This window comes from Sinomicrobium oceani, from assembly GCF_900119185.1.
Taxonomy (GTDB): Bacteria; Bacteroidota; Bacteroidia; order Flavobacteriales; family Flavobacteriaceae; genus Sinomicrobium; species Sinomicrobium oceani.
Map to the genome: position 1 here is coordinate 66,862 of NZ_FPJE01000005.1, position 20,528 is coordinate 87,389.

The following is a 20,528-nucleotide window of genomic DNA, read 5'->3' on the forward strand; positions in this document are numbered from 1 at the left end:
TCAAAATATAACTTGGACAATAATTAGTTCCACTTCATTTTCTGCAATCGAACAGCATTGAGAATAGCCAATAAAGCAACACCAACATCAGCAAAAACGGCTTCCCACATCGTGGCTAATCCACCTGCACCGAGAATGAGGACAATAACCTTTACGCCAAAGGCAAGCCCAATATTCTGCCAGACAATTCTTCGCGTTGAACGACCAATTTTAATCGCTCTTGCAATCTTACTGGGTTGGTCGGTCTGTATGATAACATCGGCTGTTTCGATGGCGACATCGCTTCCTAAACCACCCATCGCAATACCTACACCACTTGCTGCCAAAACGGGTGCATCGTTAATACCATCGCCAATAAATGCTACTTTGGTTTCGGGTTGTTTTTTGAGCTCTTCAACTTCATTGAGTTTATCTTCAGGCAACAATCCACCTTTCGCCCAATCAATATTTAACTCTTTTGCAACTTGCTGTGTAATAGAGTCCTTGTCGCCTGATAGCATTATAATTTTTGAAATTCCGGAATCTCGAATTTGTTTAATGGCTTGGTGCGCATCATCCTTTAGTTCATCTGCAATGGTTACATAACCTGCAAAATTTCCATCAATGGATACCATTACGATGGATTCTACAATACCATCTGTTTCCGAGGGGACTTCTATGCCATTTGAGGTCATCAAAGCTTTATTACCTACCAATACCGTTTTACCATTGACCGTTCCTTTTAAACCTTTTCCTGCAACTTCTGAAACATCGGTCGCCTCGTAATCCGAACCGTCTGCTTTGTATTCGAGAATCGCTTTTGCAATAGGATGGGTAGATTGCTCTTCCATTGCCATCAGGTATTTCATAAATTCGGCTTCCTCAAATGTGATGGAATTGATTTCTTTGATTTTAAAAACCCCTTTGGTAACGGTTCCTGTTTTGTCCATTACGACCGTGTTTACTTGGGTCATTGCATCTAAAAAGGATGCACCTTTAAAAAGAATACCATTGCGCGATGCCGCACCCAAACCGCCAAAATAGCCGAGAGGAATAGAGATGACCAACGCACAAGGACACGAAATCACGAGGAATATCAATGCTCGATAGAGCCAATCCCTAAACACATAATCATCTACAAAAAAGTAAGGTAGAAACGTCAGTCCGATGGCAAGGAATACAACGATAGGCGTATAAATCCTTGCAAATTTTCTAATGAACAGTTCGGTCTTTGATTTTTTGGCGGTTGCATTCTGCACCATATCCAGAATTCGTGCAATGGAACTATCCTTGAATTCCTTGGTCGTCTCGATTTCGATTACGCCATCAAGATTAATGCTTCCGGCAAAAACAGTATTGCCTTTAGCAATCGTATCAGGTTTGCTTTCGCCTGTCAAGGCAGCAGTATTAAAAGAACCCTTTTCAGAAAGCAGAATACCATCAAGCGGAACTTTTTCGCCTACACGTACCTGTATCTTTTCGCCAATTTCAACAGTCTCGGGATTTACTGAAACAAAGTCGCCATCACGATAAACCAAAGCTTCATTGGGTCTTACATCGAGTAAGGCTTTTATATTTCCTTTCGCACGGTTAACGGCCGCATTTTGGAAGAGTTCGCCCACAGCATAAAACAGCATTACGGCAACACCTTCGGGATATTCGCCAATGGCAAATGCACCTAAAGTGGCTATGGACATTAAGAAGAATTCCGTAAAAAAATCACCATTTTTAATACTTTTCCAGCCTTCTCTTATCACCGGAAAACCTACAGGGATATAGGCTACCGTGTACCATACTACGCGAATCCATCCTTTGAAGAAAGGAAACGCATCAAAGTAATCAATAGCGATTCCGGCTATCAACATCACAAAGCTGAAAATAGCCGGTAGATAGGTTCTAAAATTTGAAATTTCTTCAGGGCTGCTATGGTTATGGCCATCGTCGTGACTGTGCTCGCCTTGTTGTTTTTTTGGTTCTAAGTCACGTAAGTTTATTTTTTTCTTTTTCATATGTTCTAATCAAGTTTGATATCATTTTAAAAACTACTTCGATAATTTCAATATTCTCAATGCACCGCGCATTACAAAAGTGAAAACGATGCCGCCAATCACTAAATCGGGCCATTTACTATTCAGAAAATAAACCAGCACCCCAGCTACTATAACACCACCATTAACAATAATATCATTGGATGTAAAAATGGCACTTGCCTGCATATGAGCCTCTTGACTCTTTGCCTTGTTGATGAGCCAGAGCGATATCAAATTACCTGCCAATGCGAAAATTGAAACGATAATCATCCATTGAAACAAGGGTGTTTCGGTATTGCTAAAAAACCTTCTCAAGACCTCTGCAAACCCAAGTGTTGCCAATGCCATCTGAAAGTATCCGCTGTATTTCGCAACCTTCTTTTTTCTTGAAATGGCACCGCCTACCGCAAATAGGCTTAATGCATATACGATGGAATCTGCCAGCATATCTAATGAGTCTGCCACAAGACCCATCGAAGAAGAAATCCAACCGGTGGTCATTTCGATAACGAAAAAGCCAAAGTTGATGCCCAAGACCCACCATAGGATTCTTTTTTGTTTGGATTGGTCTTCCATTACGGGTGGTTCGGCTTCTGTGGATCCTTCTAAGGAATCCCCAAGTTTTAAGCTGGCTATAGACGTTTTTATCGCCTTGACGTCGTCCACGTGATATACTTCCAATTTTCTGTTTGGAATATCAAAATCCAAGTGTTTTACTTGAGCATAAGACTCTAACTTCATCCGAATCATCTGCTCTTCTGAAGGGCAGTCCATTTTAGTTATTATAAAAGTGCTTTTTTTCAAAATCAATCTAATTTGTTCGTTTGTTTATTAAAGTAAATTACTGCTGCATTTTTCGCATATTCCCGTAACCACGAGATTAACATCCTCTGCCAAATATCCATCTGGCAAATTGATATGCGGGATTTTTTGTTCCGTTAAACAAACTGTTTCGTCACAGTTAGTGCAATGAAAATGTAAATGCAAATCCTGTTCTATTTCACAATTACAGCCTTCTTCACAAAGTGCGTATTTAGAGATTCCAGTTCCGTCATCTATGTGATGCACCACGTTTTTTTCTTCAAACGTTTTTAGGGTTCGGTACAATGTGGTTCTATCCGCTTTTGCGAAAGCATTCTCAATATCAGTCAGGGCGATGGCGGCATCCCTATCGGCCATATACTTATAAATCAAGATGCGCATTGCGGTGGGACGCACGTTATGGTCATTTAATGTTTTTTCAATTTCAGTCATTTTGTGCGGTGTTATAATTGATATTTTTAGCTTTATTGTAGGCTTCATAGCCTTCTTTTGCAGCGTACGGAACGATAAGTAATGCCGCCACAGGATCTGCCCACCACCAGCCTAACCAGTTGACCAATAGCAATCCTATAAGTACGACCACGGTTTGGTATAAGCAAATAAAGGTGTCTTTAGCATCAGCCAGCAAGGCTGGACTGTCTAATTTCTTTCCATACTTTCTTTTGAAATAGATCAGGATAGGATTTACAACCAGGGAAACCAATAATATAATCAGTCCCATCGTGCTCCAGTTTGCGGTTTCTTTATTTATAAGCTTTGTAATGGAATCGTAGGAAATGAAAATACAGATGAGCGTAAAGGAAACTGCAATTACGTTTAACGTGATTTTTTGTCTTCGTTTTACTTTTTCTTCATCGATACCTTTAATCTCGCCGTATAGTCGCCAGCCTAATGTTCCCGCACTAACCACTTCAATCGTGCTGTCCAATCCCCAACCTATCAGAGCCGAACTATTTGCCGTAAATCCAGCAATAAGCGAGACCGCAACTTCAATAACATCGTAGATGACGTTCCAAATCTGTAAGGTTCTTGCTACTTTTAAGTTTTTCTTTCTTTTTTCTTTCATTCCATTTTAATCATCGTCACCAAGTTCCCCTTTTTTCATCTCTCCCATAAGGTAATAGGCATTATTAAAGGCAAAATGAGTATTTGGGTCTGGGGTTTCAAAAAAACGTATGGCTATCCAGTCACCATCCTTCTCGCCCGTAGTGACTTCTACTGGTATAAAACTCCAAGTGTTGCCTTCCCTTTGCGCTTTAAACACATAGTCCCTACCACCTTCTGTAATAATGGCACTTTCTGGTAATGCGGTTTCAGCGGTTTCATCGTTATCAACTTCAATCCTACCTTTAATGTACATTCCTGGGATAAGACCACCACCTTTGTTCTCAATTTCTGCGTGTACGTGCACCGCTTTGGGATCTTGCTCGAAGGTTTTTCCTACTGAATAAATTTCGGCAACGAGTTCCGTTCCTGGTCTTGATTGAACGCTAAATCGTACTTGTTGACCTTTTTTTACCCTATCAACATCTTTTTCGAAAACCATTAAATCTGCGTGTACGTGGTCTGTATCTACTATTTCCATTAGGTTGGTCTGTGGCTCCACATATTGTCCAGTTTTTATAAAAACTTTTTCTACAACCCCTGCAATGGGACTGCGCAATGCAACACGCTGGTAGATAGTGCCATTGCGCACGCCATTCACATTGATGTTGTACTGTCGCAATTGTGCTTCCAGCCCGTTTACCATTGCGGTAGATGACTGATAGTCTGCCGTTGCCTTTTGGAAATTCATACCAGATGCCACACCAGCTTCATAAAGCCTTTTTTGACGTTCGTATTCTTGTTTTAAAAACCGACTGTTGCTGTGTGCATTTAAGTAATCGCTCTGTATCTGTATGATGCTGGGATGTGAGAGATAGGCAACCGCTTGATTTTTTTTCACTTCATCACCTTCTATTACTTCTATGGATGCCACATTTGCTCCTGTTATGGCGGTAATGGATGCTTCGTTTTGGGGTGGTACTTCCAGCGTGCCATTTGCTTCTACATAACCGCTCATATAACGTTGTGAGAGCGTGTCAATTTCCATCTGTAAGGCTTCAAACTGCTGTGCCGTGAGCATTACTTCCTTAGCTTCGCCTTCCATATTATCTTCTTCATCTTCCCCTTCAGAGTGATTTTCTTCTGTTTCAGAATGGGTGGCTTCATCGTGGCCATCTTCAGTTTTTGACTCGCCACAGCTGAATAATGTCAATGCCATAAGCATTGTGGTAATCGGTATATATTTTAATTTTTTCATCTTTTTTTAGTTTTGGAAATATTGTAGTTTAAACAAGGCTTCTAAATAATTATCGAGTGCGTCCAGTGCATCCATTTCGGTCTGTATGGCATCACGTATAATTTGCGTGAATGCTGCATAATCAAGCGCACCTTCTTTGTAGGCGAGCAATGCGCCTTTGCGCTGGTCTATGGCAAGTGGCAGAGCTTCGGTTTTATAGAAAAACCAAGTATCTCGCCATCGTGTATAATTTTGCTGTGCTTGTGTATATTGGGATTGCAGCTCGCGTTGTTTGAATGCGGCATTGGTTTCTGCAATCTGTGCATCCAGTTTAGCAGCTTTTGCGCGGCTGCGGTCTGGGCCAGAAAACAGCGGTATGGAAATCCCTGCCTGATAGGTGTAGAAACCACTATCGCCATTTACACGTTGCAGGCCACCTTGCAGATTAAACTGGGGCAGTAAGCTTGCCCTTGCTGCATCATAGCTTGCTTGTGCTTCGTCTATACGCTTTCGCGAAAGCGATAACTCGGGATGTTCATCCAATGTATCATCAGTCTCTAACACCGAAATTTCGGTAGCTTCAAATTCATCAGCTACGGTGTACATCGTATCTGGTGTCAACCAAAGATTGAGTTTTTGTAATGCGATTAAATAATCTGTTTCTGCCTGCTGAAACCTGTTGGTTATCTGTAACGCTTGATTGCGCGCAGCAGCATATTCCAGTCTCGAAATGGCTTCGACTTCAAAATTGAGTTCTACAGATTGTGCAAATTGACCATAAATGCTGTCCAGTTCTCGATAAAGAACAAATTTCTTCTTTGCCTGAAAAGCTTCTGACCAGGCTTTTTTGACTTCCAGTTCTATCTGGATTTCAGATAGGTCAAAAGCTGTTTCGGCTAACTGGATGCGTTGTTGTTGCAAGCGTTTTTTGGCACCTATTCCCAATAGATCAATATTTTGTTGACCGATACCTATCAAGGTATAAATGCCCTGACCATCTGCCACTTCTTCGCCACCTGTAAATACTTTAGTATTACCGAAGTCATAGGCATTGCCCGTGAGTGCGCTCTGTCTTTCTATTTCGAGTTGGCTCGTCTTGAGTGCTGGATAATTCTCTTTGGCAATTTCTACAGCCCGAGATAAGGTAATGCGTGTAATGCTATCCTGAACAATGAGGTCTGGCACAGGTGCTTGTGTTTGTTGCGCTTTCGCCAAAGCGGTACCACCTAACATAAAACCAAGTATTAAAATCGTGGTCAATGCTTGCGGATTAAACGAACCAATCTTGTTCTGGTCTTTGCGCTCACGTCGCTTTTCTATAAAGATATAGAGTACAGGAAGTACTATCAACGTGAGTAGGGTGGCCGTAAGCATCCCACCAATAACTACCGTAGCGAGCGGTTGTTGCACCTCTGCACCGGCTGATGTGGAAAATGCCATAGGTAAAAACCCAAAAATATCTGTGGTAGCCGTGAGCATAATGGGGCGAATACGTTCTTTAGTCCCTTGAAATATTCTATCCTTTATGCTTGTAACACCTTCTTCCTTTAAAGAATTAAATCGGTTAATAAGTACCAGCCCGTTAAGAACTGCGACACCAAATAGCACAATAAATCCTACACCTGCCGAAATACTAAATGGCATATCTCGAAGCCATAAAGCAAACACACCACCAATGGCCGCCAAGGGTATCGCGATGTAAATCATTAGCGATTGTGAAAAGGATTTTAAGGCAAAGTATAACAGTACAAATATCAAGAACAGGGCGATGGGCACAACAATTGTTAAACGATCCTTAGCGCTTTGTAGGTTTTCAAACTCTCCACCATAGGTAATATAATATCCTGATGGCAAGTCCAGTTCTTCATCTAACTTTTGTTGTATATCTTTTACAACAGACTCCACATCTCTGCCTCGTGCATTTACACCTACATAGGTTCTTCTATACGTATTGTCACGTGAGATTTGCATAGGTCCAGGCACGTATTCAATCTCTGCTATTTCAATAATGGGTACCTGGCTTCCATCCTTAAGATCGATGTACATCGTGCGCAGGTCATCAATACTTTTTCTATGGCTTTCATCAAATCGTACCACCAGATCAAATCGTTTCTCGCCTTCAAAAATGACGCCAGCGGTACCACCTGCAAAAGCAGTACTTATGTAATCATTTACTTTTTGAATATCCAGTCCATATTGCGCCATTTTATCTCGTCTGAACTTTACGGTCATTTGTGGTAGTCCAGCTGTACGTTCTGCACTCACATCGCCCGCGCCAGGAACGGTCTTTATAATAGCTGCCATTTCCTGAACCTTGTCTGATAACACCTCTAAATCTTCGCCATATAGCTTTACTGCAATATCCTCTCTTACGCCTTCTAAAAGCTCATTAAATCTTAATTCGACCGGTTGGGTAAATGATAAATTAACCCCGACGAGTTCATCATCCAGTTTATCCCTTATGGCTTCAATCAAACCTTCTTTAGTAGAAGCAGTTGTCCACTCGTCCATATCCTTATTGAGAATGATGTACATATCTGCAATATCCATAGGCATAGGATCTGTAGGTATATCTGCCACACCTATACGTGCTGTTACCGTTTTAATTTCAGGAAAATTTTCTAATAGGATAGTTTCTATTTTCTTTGAAACTTCAATGGATTCTGTGAGCGAGCTTCCTGGTCTTATAAACGCCTGCATTGCTATATCTCCTTCATCGAGCTGCGGCACAAATTCTCCACCCATATTAGAAAATATAAAACCAGCAATAATAAGTAGAACAGCAGAAGATGATAACACGATAAGCTTAAGCCGCAGTGCACCTTTTAATAATGGCTTATAAGCACTATGTATAGCACCAATAATTTTATCACTTATCTTTTCAAGCCAACGCTCAAATTTGCCAAACCAGCTTTTGGTGTTTTGAACTGGTTTCATAAAAAGCGCAGACATCATTGGGACATAGGTAAGACACAGAATAATTGCACCTATCATAGCAAAACCAAAGGTGTATGCCATCGGTTTGAACATTTTACCTTCTACACCTGTAAGGAAAAGTATAGGTGTAAAAACTATAAGGATAATGATCTGCCCGAAAAAAGCAGAACCCATCATCGTGGTTCCGGCATCATAGGCTACTTTATCCATTACGCCTTGATTGAATTTTAGCTTTCCAGACCTAATCCGTTTTTGGATCTCATACACCGTTCCTTCTATAATAATCACGGCACCATCTATAATAATCCCAAAGTCTATAGCTCCCAAGCTCATTAAGTTTGCCCATACATTAAATTGCTTCATTAATATAAAGGCAAAAAGCAAGGACAACGGTATGGTCGTGGCCGTTATGATGCCACCTCTTAAACTACCCAACAATAAAACAAGGGCAAATATCACGATTAGGGCGCCTTCCAGTAAATTGGTTTTAACGGTATCGGTCGTTCTGGCAATTAGCTCACTACGATCAATGATAGGGGCGATAGTGAGACCTTCTGGCAGGGATTTTTCAATTTCTGCCATACGATTCTTAACATTTTGAATAACCGCATTAGGGTTTGAACCTTTTAGCATCATTATTATTCCTCCCACGGCTTCCTTACCGTCTTGCGTAAAAGCACCATAACGTACCTGATTCCCAAAATGGACGCGTGTTGCAACATCTCCAATAGTTACGGGAATGTTGCCCTCGTTAATAATCGAAATATCTTTAATGTCTTCCAAAGAGCGAATAAGACCTTCACCTCTTATGAAATTTGACATTTTATTTTTTTCTATGTAAGCACCGCCTGTATTCACATTGTTCCGAGCGAGAGCCTCATACACTTGTGAAATACTAATACCCAAACTATTCAACTTATCTGGGTTGACAGCGACCTCGTACTGTTTAATACTGCCTCCATAAGAGTTGACCTCTACCACGCCTTCCAGTAATGTGAGTTGTCGTTTGATAACCCAATCTTGCACGGTGCGCAGTTCCATAGGCGAATACTTGTTTTCAAAACCCTCCTCTGGCTTTATAGTGTATTCATAGATTTGACCTAAACCAGTAGAGATGGGACCCATAGATGGACTTCCAAATTTTTCAGGGATAGATTCGCCCAGTTCGTTTAGTTTTTCCTGTACCAGCTGTCGAGGAAGATAGGTTCCCATATCGTCTTCAAAAACGATAGTAACTACGGAAAGGCCAAAGCGTGAGATAGATCTTATTTCTGTAACGCCTGGTAAATTACCCATAGATAGTTCTACGGGATAGGTTACGAACTGTTCAATATCTTCCGTTCCTAGATTGGGCGATTGCGTGATGACCTGCACCTGATTATTGGTAATATCTGGGACAGACCCAAGGTTTACTGTTGCCATTGACCAAATGCCAACTCCTATAAGAGTCAACGTGAACAGACCAATGATGAATTTGTTATTGATTGAAAAATCAATGATTCTGTTAATCATAGATTAATGTATTAATTCAGTTAAAAAACGAGTTTGCGTTTTCGCGTAGCAAAAACATAGTTGAGCATTCCCATTAGGAAAACTTCAAAAAAGGATATAGTTATCTTATGAAAACTGAATTATGCCCGAGGTGGCTGAAAAAGGGAATGGGGAATATCTTTGCCAAGGTCATCGAAATGGGCAAAGAATTCTTGAGGAATAGCAGGCTGTAGCGGTTGAAATGCAACAAGCCCAAAATTTATCGTGTGAACGTGACAACAATGGCATTGACAGAAAGGCGAGCATAACTCACAGTCTTGGTCGTGGTCGCCATCAATATCGATTACTGTAACTACTTGGGTATCATCAGCTCTATTTGCCGCATCGCTACAAGGCACTACATTGAGTGCCAAGAAATAAAACGATAAAATGATTGCTACAACTTTCACAATGCAAAGATAAAAATATTTTGGTGCAACTGTGTTGCAAAATGGTAAGGCAGAAAAAATCCAGTTTGAGGTACTGGACAAACCTATATTAACTTTATGCCATAGCATAGACTTCATCAAACAGCTTTTTATCTAACCGTTCTTGTTGGCCGAAGCTTTTCTTCAAAACGTTATGAAGTACTGAATTGAATGCATTGTAACCTAACCACAGATTTGGTTCTTCATTCAGTAGCAAGGCTTCGTAGTTCAAGATTTCTATGACCTCACGAGACTTTTTTGAAGGGTCGCTATTCTTGTCGCTACATTCATATCTGAACAATTTCGTTCTGTCAAGAATCGCTTTCACAAATTCTTGTGTGTCGATGATTTTAAATTCCTTCATCTTGTCGAATTTCTTGGTAATGGTGTAAAACTCATTGTCCAGAAATTTATCGAAGAGGTTGTTCAATCTCGGCATAATAAGGTGCGTATTATTCTTACTATGCTTTATGGAAAACTCTATTTCCGCCTTAGAGACGTGCAATCCGTTAGAACATATTTCTCTGTAAAAGCCAAAGTGGCCAGAGGTCTTTTCACTACCGTCATACGAGTTCTTGAACCGAAGCATCGGCAGTATTAAATCCTTATCGTTCTTTACTGTAAACTGGCTTTTATCATCGATTATGAAGTCGGTAATGAACGACCTATCATTTTTATTGATAGTGCGTTTGTGGAAATTCAGTTGTGCATCGGTTAGCATTTCTTCGGCTTGCTTGAAGAACAATTGATTCGGAATGTGGCCATAGCTGTTCGATACTACATTGACAATTTTTCCATTGGAAATTATGACGTTTTCAAGTCCACGTCGTGATTCCATCTGTGTCAAGGTTTTTAACGATTTCATTTCTGATGGTACGAAGATGTTGTCCAGTTGCAAATTTTGTAAATACATAGCTTTTGAATTTAGATTAAACAATATTTGAGCAGTACCCAAACGGAAGCTAAAATCTCAGCTCAAAAGGAAACGGAATAAATAGTGAAGGTACGAACGGTTTATGCCGTAGTCTTTTGATGGGTGTATTTTACGAGTTTACCTTTGCGTTGATATTGATTGATAACTCTCTATTTTTTAGCTCTCATCGCCAATACAGTATTAGAATAAAAAAGAAGAAGAACCAGCACGAATGCCGACCCTTCTTCAGAACAACAAAAGCTACTCGTTGAGTTCCTGAATTTTCTTTTCAAGAACTCCTATTCGCTCTTTCAAACGTCCTTCACGCTTGCTTCTTTTTTCAGCGTATTCCTTTTCAATACCGGCAATCTTGGATTTGTAAAATCCTTGCAACGCATTGTAGAATGAAATGTTCGTCAGATTATTAACGTGATTGCTTTCGCCAAAATGCACTTGCTTGGTGAGCATATACCGTATCAGCTTATGAAAGATTTCTTTTTTGAATTTCTTCTTGAAATTCTCGACAATTTCAACTTTGGTCATCTTTGAAGTATCGCCCAACAATCCAGAAAAGTATTTTTGTTGGCTCATATAATCCACATTATTTTCAAAAAGTGATATTGAAAAAGCAACCATTTCATCTACCGATAGTGTTTTCTTGGTATTGATATATTTGGTCTCTCTAATCATTTGAACAACTTCTTCAAACTGCTTGTTGTTGTCAATTTGCTTCTTACGAATTTCCCTTTTGTTGATTTTAACGATTTGTTCTTCAGGGGTACAATCCGCCATTTTCCTATCAGTCAATGGTGCCGAATAATCATTTGATTTATTTTTAGGTTTCTCTATGACCTTTACATAAACTTCTTTATTTTGGTATGTTTCAGGATGGAATACGATACCGCTTACAAATCCATTCTCTTGAGCTGAAAAATATATTTCTAATTCTTCTTCATAATCTTGTACAGCTTCCCGTAATTTTCTTTTTAATTCATCATCAGAAAGTTCGTAATGTTGATACTCTGTTTTGATGTCATCAATTGTTGGCTCAATCGGATTTTCAATTATTTCAACATCATTCAGCAAATAGACCTTCAATCCATTCTTTTCCAGTTGGGATATAGTGAGCTGGTTACTCTCATCGTCTGCCCAATACCGTCGTATTTCAGGAATTAACAAGATGTTTTCTTTCTTCGATTTCTCAATCAGGTTCAAGAAAGACTTCGTTTTCTTGGTCTCAAAACAAGCTGACTTGGTACAGACCATTTTATCTTCACCAAACAGATTTCCTTGATTTGCTGCATTGAACGGACATTCTACACAAGACCCAGCTTGTGGCACTAACTCTTTATCTGCGACATCAAAGGATGCTTTTTCCAAATCATAGGTCTGGTCCTTAATCATCCTATTTATCTGGTGTGCATTAAAATCTTCGCCCATCGTTTCCAACATCATTTGCTGTTCTTCGGGTTCAAAAAGTGCGACACCGACACCCAATGAAATGGTCATTTCGCCATTGCGGACAAAGTGCTTAAAGCCCTCTATCAATCCTGCCAGCTTTAGGCGTTGTCTTATAAAGTTGTCTGTTCTGCCCAATCGCTTTGCAATTTCAGCAGGTGCATACTTTTTACTCAGAAAGGCAATTGCTTCGGCCTCTTCGGTAGGTTCAACATCCTGTCTTTGTAGATTTTCAATAATTTGAATTTCCAGAACATCATCGTCCTTATACGTTCTTACAATACAGGGTATCGTTTTCTTGCCAGCTAACTTACTAGCACGATACCTACGCTCGCCCATTACGATGATATAATCTTTTTTGGATTTCCTTACCGTAATAGGTTGTAGTACGCCGTGCTTCTCAATACTTTCTGAAAGCTGTTCTAGCAACTTTTCATCAAACGTTTTTCTGGGTTGCATCGGGTCGGGTTTGACTTTTGCAATAGGCAGATTCTCAATTTTAAGTGCCTGGACTTTTTTTCCGTTCACTTCTTTTTTGGCAGCTACTTTTGTTCGACTGCGCTTTTTTGTGGTACTCGCTTTTGTTGTCATATACTCAAATTTTTGATTAAACAATATTTGAGCAGAAACCAAACGGAAGATAAAATCTTGGCTCAAAAGGAAACGGAATAAATGAGTAGTGGAAGAAGCGTTGGCTTTATGCCGTAGTCTTTTGATGGAAGTATTTTACGAGTTTAACTTGCGGTAATATTGTATGATAATAAACTTCACCCTAAAGTATGCTCAATTCTAACTTTTATTCGTTGAAGAATGTAGATGTTTAAATACAAGAATTTGTCCCATATTTATGCTTTTTTTGGGACAAGAGTAAAGTAACTGAAAGAGAATGTTTTTTGAATAGAATGATAAAAAAACGCTAGACTTTATTGAAATAAAGAGTTTTTCATAGCACTTAATGTCAAAAAATTAAAAAGCATATCATTTTATATTAGCACCAAAAAAAAGCAAAATGTTGTACCTATGTTGTACCTGCCCTATTTTTAGCCACTATTTTCAAATGAAAAAAGCCGAAGATTTCTCTTCGGCTTTTGTGCGGGCGGGGAGACTCGAACTCCCACACCTCGCGGCATCAGATCCTAAGTCTGACGTGTCTACCAATTCCACCACGCCCGCATTTTAATATTTTAACACTTTTTATTTGGTTTAATCCTAAGTCTAGCGTGTCTACCAGTTCCACCACATCCGCAAAACGATACTATTACGATATCGGGCTGCAAATATAATTTATTTTTCTAATAAAAGGCGGCCGCCCCCTAAAAAATATCTTTTTTGTATTTTTGATTTAGATAATAAAAGTTACGCTACTTCATGGAAGATATTTCATCATACGTTCAGCAACATAAAGAACGATTTATAGAAGAGCTTATAGAGCTCCTCAAAATCCCCTCAGTAAGTGCCGATCCGGCTTTTTCTCAGGATGTACTCAATACCGCAGATGCCGTAAAGGAAAGTCTCCTGAAGGCCGGATGTGATCATGCGGAAATCTGCGAAACCCCGGGCTATCCTATCGTTTATGCGGAGAAAACGATTAACCCCGACCTGCCTACGGTACTGGTCTACGGGCATTACGATGTACAACCTCCGGACCCTCTCGATCTCTGGGAAAGCGGTCCTTTTGACCCTGTGATCAAGAAAACCGCTGTTCACCCGGAAGGTGCTATTTTCGCCAGAGGGGCCTGCGACGACAAAGGGCAGATGTATATGCATGTTAAAGCCCTGGAATACATGGTCAGAAACCACGTACTGCCCTGTAATGTGAAATTCATGATAGAAGGTGAAGAAGAAGTAGGCTCTGAGAGTCTGGGATGGTTTATCGAACGTAACCAGGAAAAGCTGAAAAATGATGTTATCCTCATTTCAGACACCGGAATGATCAGTAATGAGCAGCCTTCTATTACAACAGGATTACGGGGACTGAGTTATGTGGAAGTGGAAGTCACCGGTCCCAACAGAGACCTGCATTCCGGTCTTTACGGCGGAGCTGTGGCCAACCCGATAAATATTCTGACCAAAATGATCGCTTCCCTGCACGACGAAAACAATCATATTACCATACCGGGATTTTATGACAAAGTAGAAAATATCTCTGCCGAAGAACGTGCCGAAATGGCTAAAGCACCGTTTTCCCTGGAAAAATATAAAAATACGCTTGACATCGATGACGTATATGGCGAACAGGGATATACGACCAACGAACGTAACTCCATAAGACCGACACTCGACGTAAACGGTATATGGGGAGGCTATACGGGTGAAGGCGCCAAAACCGTGATTCCTTCCAAAGCATTTGCTAAAATTTCCATGCGGCTTGTGCCGGACCAGGAATGGACGGAAATTACGGAATTATTCAAGAAGCATTTCGAAAGTATCGCCCCGAAGGGCGTAAAAGTACTGGTAAAACCACATCATGGCGGGCAGGCTTATGTAACCCCTATTGACAATATCGGTTACCAGGCAGCCAGCAAGGCTTATAACGATACGTTCGGGATTTTACCGATCCCACAACGCAGTGGTGGGAGTATCCCTATTATTTCCCTGTTCGAGAAAAAACTTCACAGCAAGACCATACTGATGGGCTTCGGACTCAATACCGATGCTATACATTCACCCAATGAGCATTTCGGCCTCTTTAATTACCTAAAAGGTATAGAGACTATTCCGCTGTTTTACAAATACTTTACCACGTTGTACCTGGCAGAGCAAGGCGCATAAGAATATACCACTGAACCATCAGAAAACAAAGCGGCCGGGGGTTTTACCAGCCGCTTTGTTCCTGTTGTATAATTATGTTTAGTACCGTCTGAGGTTCTGGTACCGTTCATGTCCTGAAAAACAAGATCCGGATACGGAATAGTACTATTCCGCACGGGATCGGGGATCGGCAGACATTACACCGTTCATATATTTCCGCATCGAACAACAACAGTTAAAAAACTTGGTTTAAAGAGATTCCAGGTTTTCGCGTTGTTTTTTGGTTAGCCCTTTAACGACAAGACCGTAAGACACATCGATCAGTTCCCTGATCAGTTCATCAGAAAGTCCGCCACCATCGAGTTGTACGGTATTCCAGTGTCTTTTGTTCATGTGATATCCTGGCTGTATACTATCGTAAGAGGCACGAAGCTCTTCAGTCCGTTCGGGATCGCACTTCAGGTTTACCGAATGGTCTCCTGCTTCCCATTTATCCAGAGAAGTCAGTGCGAACATTTTCCCCATAACTTTAAAAACGATGGTATCTTCGCCAAAAGGGTTGTCTTCGGTAGCTCCTTTTTTATTCAGGCAGTAACTCCTTAATGTATCAATTGTCATATACTCGGATATTTATGTTAGTGTTCGTGTTCGTATAGTTATCCAGGGTATGGTGCCATTTTTATATGCCGGTCGGTTAAAAACGTGTTATATCATTGTGCAAACTTCATGCCGTTAATACTCCTCTCTCTTTTGTTCAAGCTGTGCTTTCTCTTCTTCCCTGATCTCTAATGCGGAATAGTCCAGGTTCCAGCCGATGGTCTGCACTATGGTCTCTATGAGCAGGACCGCTTCGAGAACTTCTTTTCTGGCTGTCTCCATTAGGCCGCTATCCGGAATTTTGTCCAGGATATGTTGCTTGGCCTCTTTATTGAGTTCGGTGAGATCGGAAGAAGCAAATCTGTTGAACAAACCGTTCTTCACATCGTAGTACCTCAGGTCGGGTTCTATAGACAACACTTGCGGTTGCGGAAACTTGGTAAGTATAATACGTTTACGCTCATTATCCGCCCTCATTTTCACCTTTCTCAGATCAAAGCCTATATGTACTTTGGCATTGATTACGATAAGTGCTTTTTTTCGGCTCGACACCAGGCTCATCAAATGCTGTCTGGTATTTTCGTAATGATAGATCTCCGCAAAATCCCCTTCTACCGTTATCAGCTTACAAACCCTCCTGATTTTTTCGAGAAGGACTACCGATTGTTTATGGGTCAACTGCTTGTGCTGTTTTTTCTTGAGATAGGTGTATAACCAGTACGTAACGCCAACGCCAAGTACCAATCCTATCATCAAGGTAAATATATCGTTCATAAATTATTTCAGTTATGTTCTTTTCCTATACGTCCCAGGTGTGTATGAACGAAAGAATCGCCGTATTTGAGTCCGTATCCCAGCATGCGATCAAAACCGGAATGCGCAAAACATACCGTTCCGATGAGCTCCAATACCGGGAGCTGCGCGAAAACACCAACCAGGTAAAGGGCTATTGCAATTCCTTTATGGTGCAGGAGGTTATAGGTAAACGCTCCTGTTTTTGCATTCCGCATATACCCGATCATCCCGATATCCGGTGCCAGAAACAGCCCTGCGAACCACCACCAGGAGAACTCCGTCTGCCCGAACAGGTATATTCCCAGAACAAGCATGGCCAATTCTTCCAGCTTTAAGGAAAACTTCATATTACTTCAATTTATACAGTACAGGTTTACCGGGTGATGCGTCATTTTCAAAAGATGCTATCTGTAAATTTAACAAATATGTCCCATTCTGTACACCATCGGGTACAAAAATAAGTTCTGTTATGGTAGCATCCAACCGGATGTTGTGTTCTATATCCCAGAATGCTTTATGCGCCAGCAACCGACCGTCGTCTTTTTCCTTGTCTACCGAAGGAAGATCGATCAGCAAATGTTTTATTCCTATATCCCTGAGGTAGCGGGCTGCATCCTCCTCCAGGTAAGGCGGATTGGTATGCGAGTATTTCCTGCGAAGCTTTTCGGGCCCATTGGGTAACGTCCGGATTACGATGGCTTCCACATTTTTCCCTTCCATGCCGTCTTCGAGTTGCTGTCTGGTTATGCATTGATCTTCTCCTTTTTGCACCGGTGATACCGAGATCAGTTCTGCAATAAAGAAAAATTTCTTCAACACGGTATTTATACTGTAAAACTCCCGTGTAATGTGTCCGGCACATTCGGTATGTGTACCATGGGCATGCGGATTAAACACAATGGTATTAAAATTGGTAGCCCCCCCTTCGGCCACGCTTCCCGTCCAGCTTCCTTCCTTTACGGGAGTAATTTCCGGAGCTCCGAGGTACCATGCTACCGGATTGTCTTCCGATGCCCGCAAAGGCATCGAAATATCTATGGGATCATCCAGATCGGTGTGATACGTTTTCCCCCTGTACACTATAGTCGTTTGCATATTGCAATTTAGGAATAATCGTTTAAAGTTGTAAGTCGTAGTTCCGGTTTTAGGACGGCGTGTCTGGAGCAGTGCTTTCCGGCAGGGCCGGAATCTGCCAAGGTTCCGGGTTTCGGCTTTCACAGTTATTTTTTTGCAGCTTACCGGTAAAACGTATAGATTTGCTTTCCGTAAATTTTCATCCCGATGACCACAAGCAAAAAAGTATTGTGCTGCTCCGTTTTACTCTTCATCAGCAGTTATTTCCAGTCATTTGCCCAGGACCATACCGTCCGGCCCGATGCCTCCATCATACAACAACATATAAACGTCCTGGCTGCCGACAAACTTAAAGGACGCGGCACCGGCAGCAAAGGCCTGAAAAAGGCGGCGCGTTATATCGAAAAAGAATTTAAAAAATACGGATTGCAACCGATGGGAACCCGAAGCTATAAACAACCTTTTATAGCAAAGGTAAAACGAGTTGTGGTCAAAGACAGCCTGCGCAAAGCGAATAACATCATCGGGTTTCTCGACAACGGAGCCCCTTATACCGTCGTGATAGGTGCGCATTACGATCACCTGGGTATGGGAAAACAGGGAGGATCCAAACACCCGAAGCCCGAAGGACTCATTCACAACGGTGCCGATGATAACGCATCGGGGGTTGCCGGGCTCCTGGAACTGGCGCGTTATTTTTCGGGCAACGGAGCGAAGGAACCATACAACGTTCTGTTCATAGCATTTTCGGGAGAAGAACTGGGCCTGCTGGGATCGGCATATTTTGTAGAACATCCTGTTATTCCCCTGCAGCAAATCCATTTTATGCTCAATATGGACATGATCGGCCGTTACAACCCGGAACGCGGTATAGGTATCGGCGGATATGGTACGAGCAGCGAATGGCCTTCGGTGTTTGAAGGCCTGGATACAACAATAAAATTCTTTACGGATAATGCGGGCAGCGGAGGATCGGATCACGGGTCTTTTTACGCTAAACAGATACCCGTATTGTTTTTCCACACCGGCGGACATCCGGATTACCATATGCCATCCGATGATGCAGATAAGATCAATGCCAAAGCCGAAGCAGGAATTATAGATCTGGAAATACAACTCATCGAACACGCCATGCAAAAGGAAAAATTACCGTTTACGGAAGTTAAAAGCTAAGGTTGCATTTTTTGCTTTCCTCTTAGTCCACATAAAAGAGATCGGATGCGATACCATCGGTAAGAAACTTCCCCCGGGCCGTTGGTCGTATCACATCGTACTGGAGTTCAAGGAGACCGAGGTCGAGATGTTTTGCTGCCTGCCGGAGCAGGTACCGGTAATAAATGGCCCCGAAATCTTCTTCAAGGCGCTTCAGGGATACTCCCCATATCGTTCGTAAACCGGTCATCACATATTCGTTATAGCGATCGGAGAGCGAGAGTTCTTCCTTTTCCCCCGGTAATATCTCTTTGTCCAGAGCTTTGAGATATTTCGCATTATTTGCCACATTCCAGCTACGCGAAACCCCGTCATAACTGTGAGCGGAAGGACCTATACCGAGGTATTTCTTTCCGAGCCAGTATGATGTGTTGTTCCTTGAAAAATATCCTTCTTTCCCAAAATTAGAGAGTTCATAATGTATAAACCCTTGGGATTGCAACACCTCCGTAAGAATAAGGAATTGCTCGCGCGCATGAATTTCATCGGGAGCCGTTGTCTTTCCGTCCCGTATGAATTTATCGAGTGCGGTTCTGGGTTCGACCGTAAGGGCATAAGCAGAAATATGAGGAATGCCGTAAGACAGGGCCAGTTCCAGGTTTTTCCTCCAGTGTGCGTGATCTGTTCCGGGGACTCCGTAAATAAGATCGATGGTGATATTATCAAAATACCCGGTGGCTGTAGCGAGACACCGCCTGGCTTCTTCCCCGTTATGCGCCCGGTTCATCCATTTCAGATCCTCGTCGAAAAACGATTGTATGCCGATACTCAATCGGTTTACCGCAGAATTCCCCAATGCCATAATCCTGTCGTCGGACAGATCATCCGGATTGGCTTCTACCGTAATTTCCGGATTGGCTTCCACTTTATAGTATGCGTATACCGTATCTATGATATCCTGTAGTTCCTTCACGGATAGTATCGAAGGCGTGCCACCCCCGAAATAAACAGTTTCTACGATTTCATCCTCAAAATCCCCTTTCCGCAGATACAGTTCCTTCTTCAATGCCCGCAACATCTCTTCCTTTTTCCCCATGGATGTGGAAAAATGAAAATCGCAGTAGTGACAGGCCTGCTTACAAAATGGAATATGAATATAAACTGCTCCCAAGGTAGTGTATTAACGGGATTTATTGTTCCGTGGGGTACAAGGAACGGTTATTGTTTTTTAATACGGTCTTCGTTCTGTTTTACAAAAGCACTCCAGCCACTATATGTCTTGCCCCCGATGCTTTTTCCGGAGTTAAAAAAATGACATACCGCTGCTGCCAGTCCATCGGTGGAGTCAAGGTTTTTGGGAAGCTCTTTTAGTCCCAGCAGACTCTGTAACATTCCTGCAACTTGTTCTTTACTGGCATTTCCGTTTCCTGTGATCGCCATTTTGATCTTTTTAGGAGAATACTCCGTAATCGGTACCTCCCTGGACAGTCCGGCTGCCATGGCAACTCCCTGTGCCCGGCCCAGCTTGAGCATGGATTGTACGTTTTTTCCGAAAAAAGGAGCTTCTATCGCAATTTCATCAGGATGATACGTATCTATGAGTTCTATGGTGCGTTCGAAAATAAGCTTGAGTTTCAGATAGTGATCACTGTATTTTTGCAACTGCAATTCGTTCAGTTGCATAAAATGCATCTGCTTTCCACGTACACGGATCAACCCGAATCCCATAATTGTTGTTCCGGGATCTATTCCCAATATGATCTTTTCTTCTGCCAAAATTG

At 41.7% G+C, this 20,528-nt stretch carries 17 protein-coding genes and 1 tRNA gene; 2 read left to right on the top strand and 16 right to left on the bottom strand.

The annotated features are described in order from the left end of the window. Positions 1-23: 23 nt before the first annotated feature. The 10 genes from BT112_RS05810 to BT112_RS05855 all read right to left on the bottom strand — a co-directional run bounded on the left by BT112_RS05810 (position 24) and on the right by BT112_RS05855 (position 13,551). Positions 24-1,988 carry a heavy metal translocating P-type ATPase gene (locus BT112_RS05810; RefSeq protein ID WP_072316422.1) on the bottom strand — a complete coding sequence of 655 codons (1,965 nt, stop codon included), beginning with the start codon at positions 1,986-1,988 and terminating at the stop codon, positions 24-26. Between the two features lie 33 nt (positions 1,989-2,021). Next, entirely contained in the window at positions 2,022-2,813 is a 792-nt protein-coding gene (locus BT112_RS05815) for a cation efflux transmembrane domain-containing protein (RefSeq protein WP_217652332.1), read from the bottom strand. A 27-nt stretch (positions 2,814-2,840) separates the two neighbouring features. Continuing rightward, the gene (locus BT112_RS05820; protein ID WP_015361364.1) at positions 2,841-3,263 is read right to left on the bottom strand and encodes a Fur family transcriptional regulator; all 423 of its coding nucleotides are present in this window, start codon (positions 3,261-3,263) and stop codon (positions 2,841-2,843) included. Beyond that, complete coding sequence (locus BT112_RS05825; RefSeq protein WP_072316424.1) at positions 3,256-3,897, bottom strand: cation diffusion facilitator family transporter; 642 nt, start codon at positions 3,895-3,897, stop codon at positions 3,256-3,258. Before BT112_RS05825 ends, BT112_RS05820 begins: the two co-directional genes overlap by 8 nt. A gap of 6 nt (positions 3,898-3,903) precedes the next feature. After that, positions 3,904-5,133, bottom strand: coding sequence for an efflux RND transporter periplasmic adaptor subunit (locus BT112_RS05830; protein ID WP_072316425.1), 1,230 nt, complete (start codon positions 5,131-5,133; stop codon positions 3,904-3,906). 6 nt (positions 5,134-5,139) lie between these two features. Then, positions 5,140-9,561, bottom strand: a complete 4,422-nt coding sequence (locus BT112_RS05835) for a CusA/CzcA family heavy metal efflux RND transporter (RefSeq protein WP_072316426.1) — start codon at positions 9,559-9,561, stop codon at positions 5,140-5,142. A gap of 119 nt (positions 9,562-9,680) precedes the next feature. After that, entirely contained in the window at positions 9,681-10,106 is a 426-nt protein-coding gene (locus tag BT112_RS05840; protein WP_083564804.1) for a DUF6660 family protein, read from the bottom strand. Continuing rightward, positions 10,084-10,920 (bottom strand): DUF932 domain-containing protein, encoded by an 837-nt coding sequence (locus tag BT112_RS05845; protein ID WP_072316427.1) that lies wholly within the window; start codon positions 10,918-10,920, stop codon positions 10,084-10,086. Before BT112_RS05845 ends, BT112_RS05840 begins: the two co-directional genes overlap by 23 nt. Positions 10,921-11,181: 261 nt before the next feature. After that, positions 11,182-12,969 carry a ParB/RepB/Spo0J family partition protein gene (locus tag BT112_RS05850; RefSeq protein WP_072316428.1) on the bottom strand — a complete coding sequence of 596 codons (1,788 nt, stop codon included), beginning with the start codon at positions 12,967-12,969 and terminating at the stop codon, positions 11,182-11,184. Positions 12,970-13,469: 500 nt separating this feature from the next. Continuing rightward, positions 13,470-13,551: transfer RNA gene (locus tag BT112_RS05855), tRNA-Leu, on the bottom strand. A gap of 195 nt (positions 13,552-13,746) precedes the next feature. On the opposite strand from BT112_RS05855, the gene BT112_RS05860 reads away from it, so the two are divergent. Next, the gene (locus BT112_RS05860) at positions 13,747-15,150 is read left to right on the top strand and encodes a dipeptidase (protein WP_072316429.1); all 1,404 of its coding nucleotides are present in this window, start codon (positions 13,747-13,749) and stop codon (positions 15,148-15,150) included. A gap of 228 nt (positions 15,151-15,378) precedes the next feature. Here the strand turns inward: BT112_RS05860 and BT112_RS05865 are convergent, their stop codons facing one another. The 4 genes from BT112_RS05865 to BT112_RS05880 form a co-directional block, all read right to left on the bottom strand. Continuing rightward, positions 15,379-15,747 carry an MmcQ/YjbR family DNA-binding protein gene (locus BT112_RS05865; RefSeq protein ID WP_072316430.1) on the bottom strand — a complete coding sequence of 123 codons (369 nt, stop codon included), beginning with the start codon at positions 15,745-15,747 and terminating at the stop codon, positions 15,379-15,381. A gap of 114 nt (positions 15,748-15,861) precedes the next feature. Continuing rightward, entirely contained in the window at positions 15,862-16,500 is a 639-nt protein-coding gene (locus tag BT112_RS05870; RefSeq protein WP_072316431.1) for a DUF4230 domain-containing protein, read from the bottom strand. Between the two features lie 8 nt (positions 16,501-16,508). Next, complete coding sequence (locus BT112_RS05875; RefSeq protein WP_072316432.1) at positions 16,509-16,868, bottom strand: DUF4260 domain-containing protein; 360 nt, start codon at positions 16,866-16,868, stop codon at positions 16,509-16,511. A 1-nt stretch (position 16,869) separates the two neighbouring features. Then, positions 16,870-17,616, bottom strand: a complete 747-nt coding sequence (locus BT112_RS05880) for a cyclase family protein (RefSeq protein ID WP_072316544.1) — start codon at positions 17,614-17,616, stop codon at positions 16,870-16,872. A 186-nt stretch (positions 17,617-17,802) separates the two neighbouring features. Between BT112_RS05880 and BT112_RS05885 the strand changes: the two genes are divergently transcribed. Then, positions 17,803-18,768, top strand: coding sequence for a M20/M25/M40 family metallo-hydrolase (locus BT112_RS05885; RefSeq protein ID WP_072316433.1), 966 nt, complete (start codon positions 17,803-17,805; stop codon positions 18,766-18,768). 22 nt (positions 18,769-18,790) lie between these two features. Here BT112_RS05885 and hemW read toward each other — a convergent pair whose 3' ends face one another. After that, complete coding sequence (gene hemW, locus BT112_RS05890) at positions 18,791-19,918, bottom strand: radical SAM family heme chaperone HemW (RefSeq protein WP_072316434.1); 1,128 nt, start codon at positions 19,916-19,918, stop codon at positions 18,791-18,793. A 47-nt stretch (positions 19,919-19,965) separates the two neighbouring features. Then, positions 19,966-20,523, bottom strand: coding sequence for a crossover junction endodeoxyribonuclease RuvC (gene ruvC / locus BT112_RS05895; protein WP_072316435.1), 558 nt, complete (start codon positions 20,521-20,523; stop codon positions 19,966-19,968). Positions 20,524-20,528 lie beyond the last annotated feature (5 nt).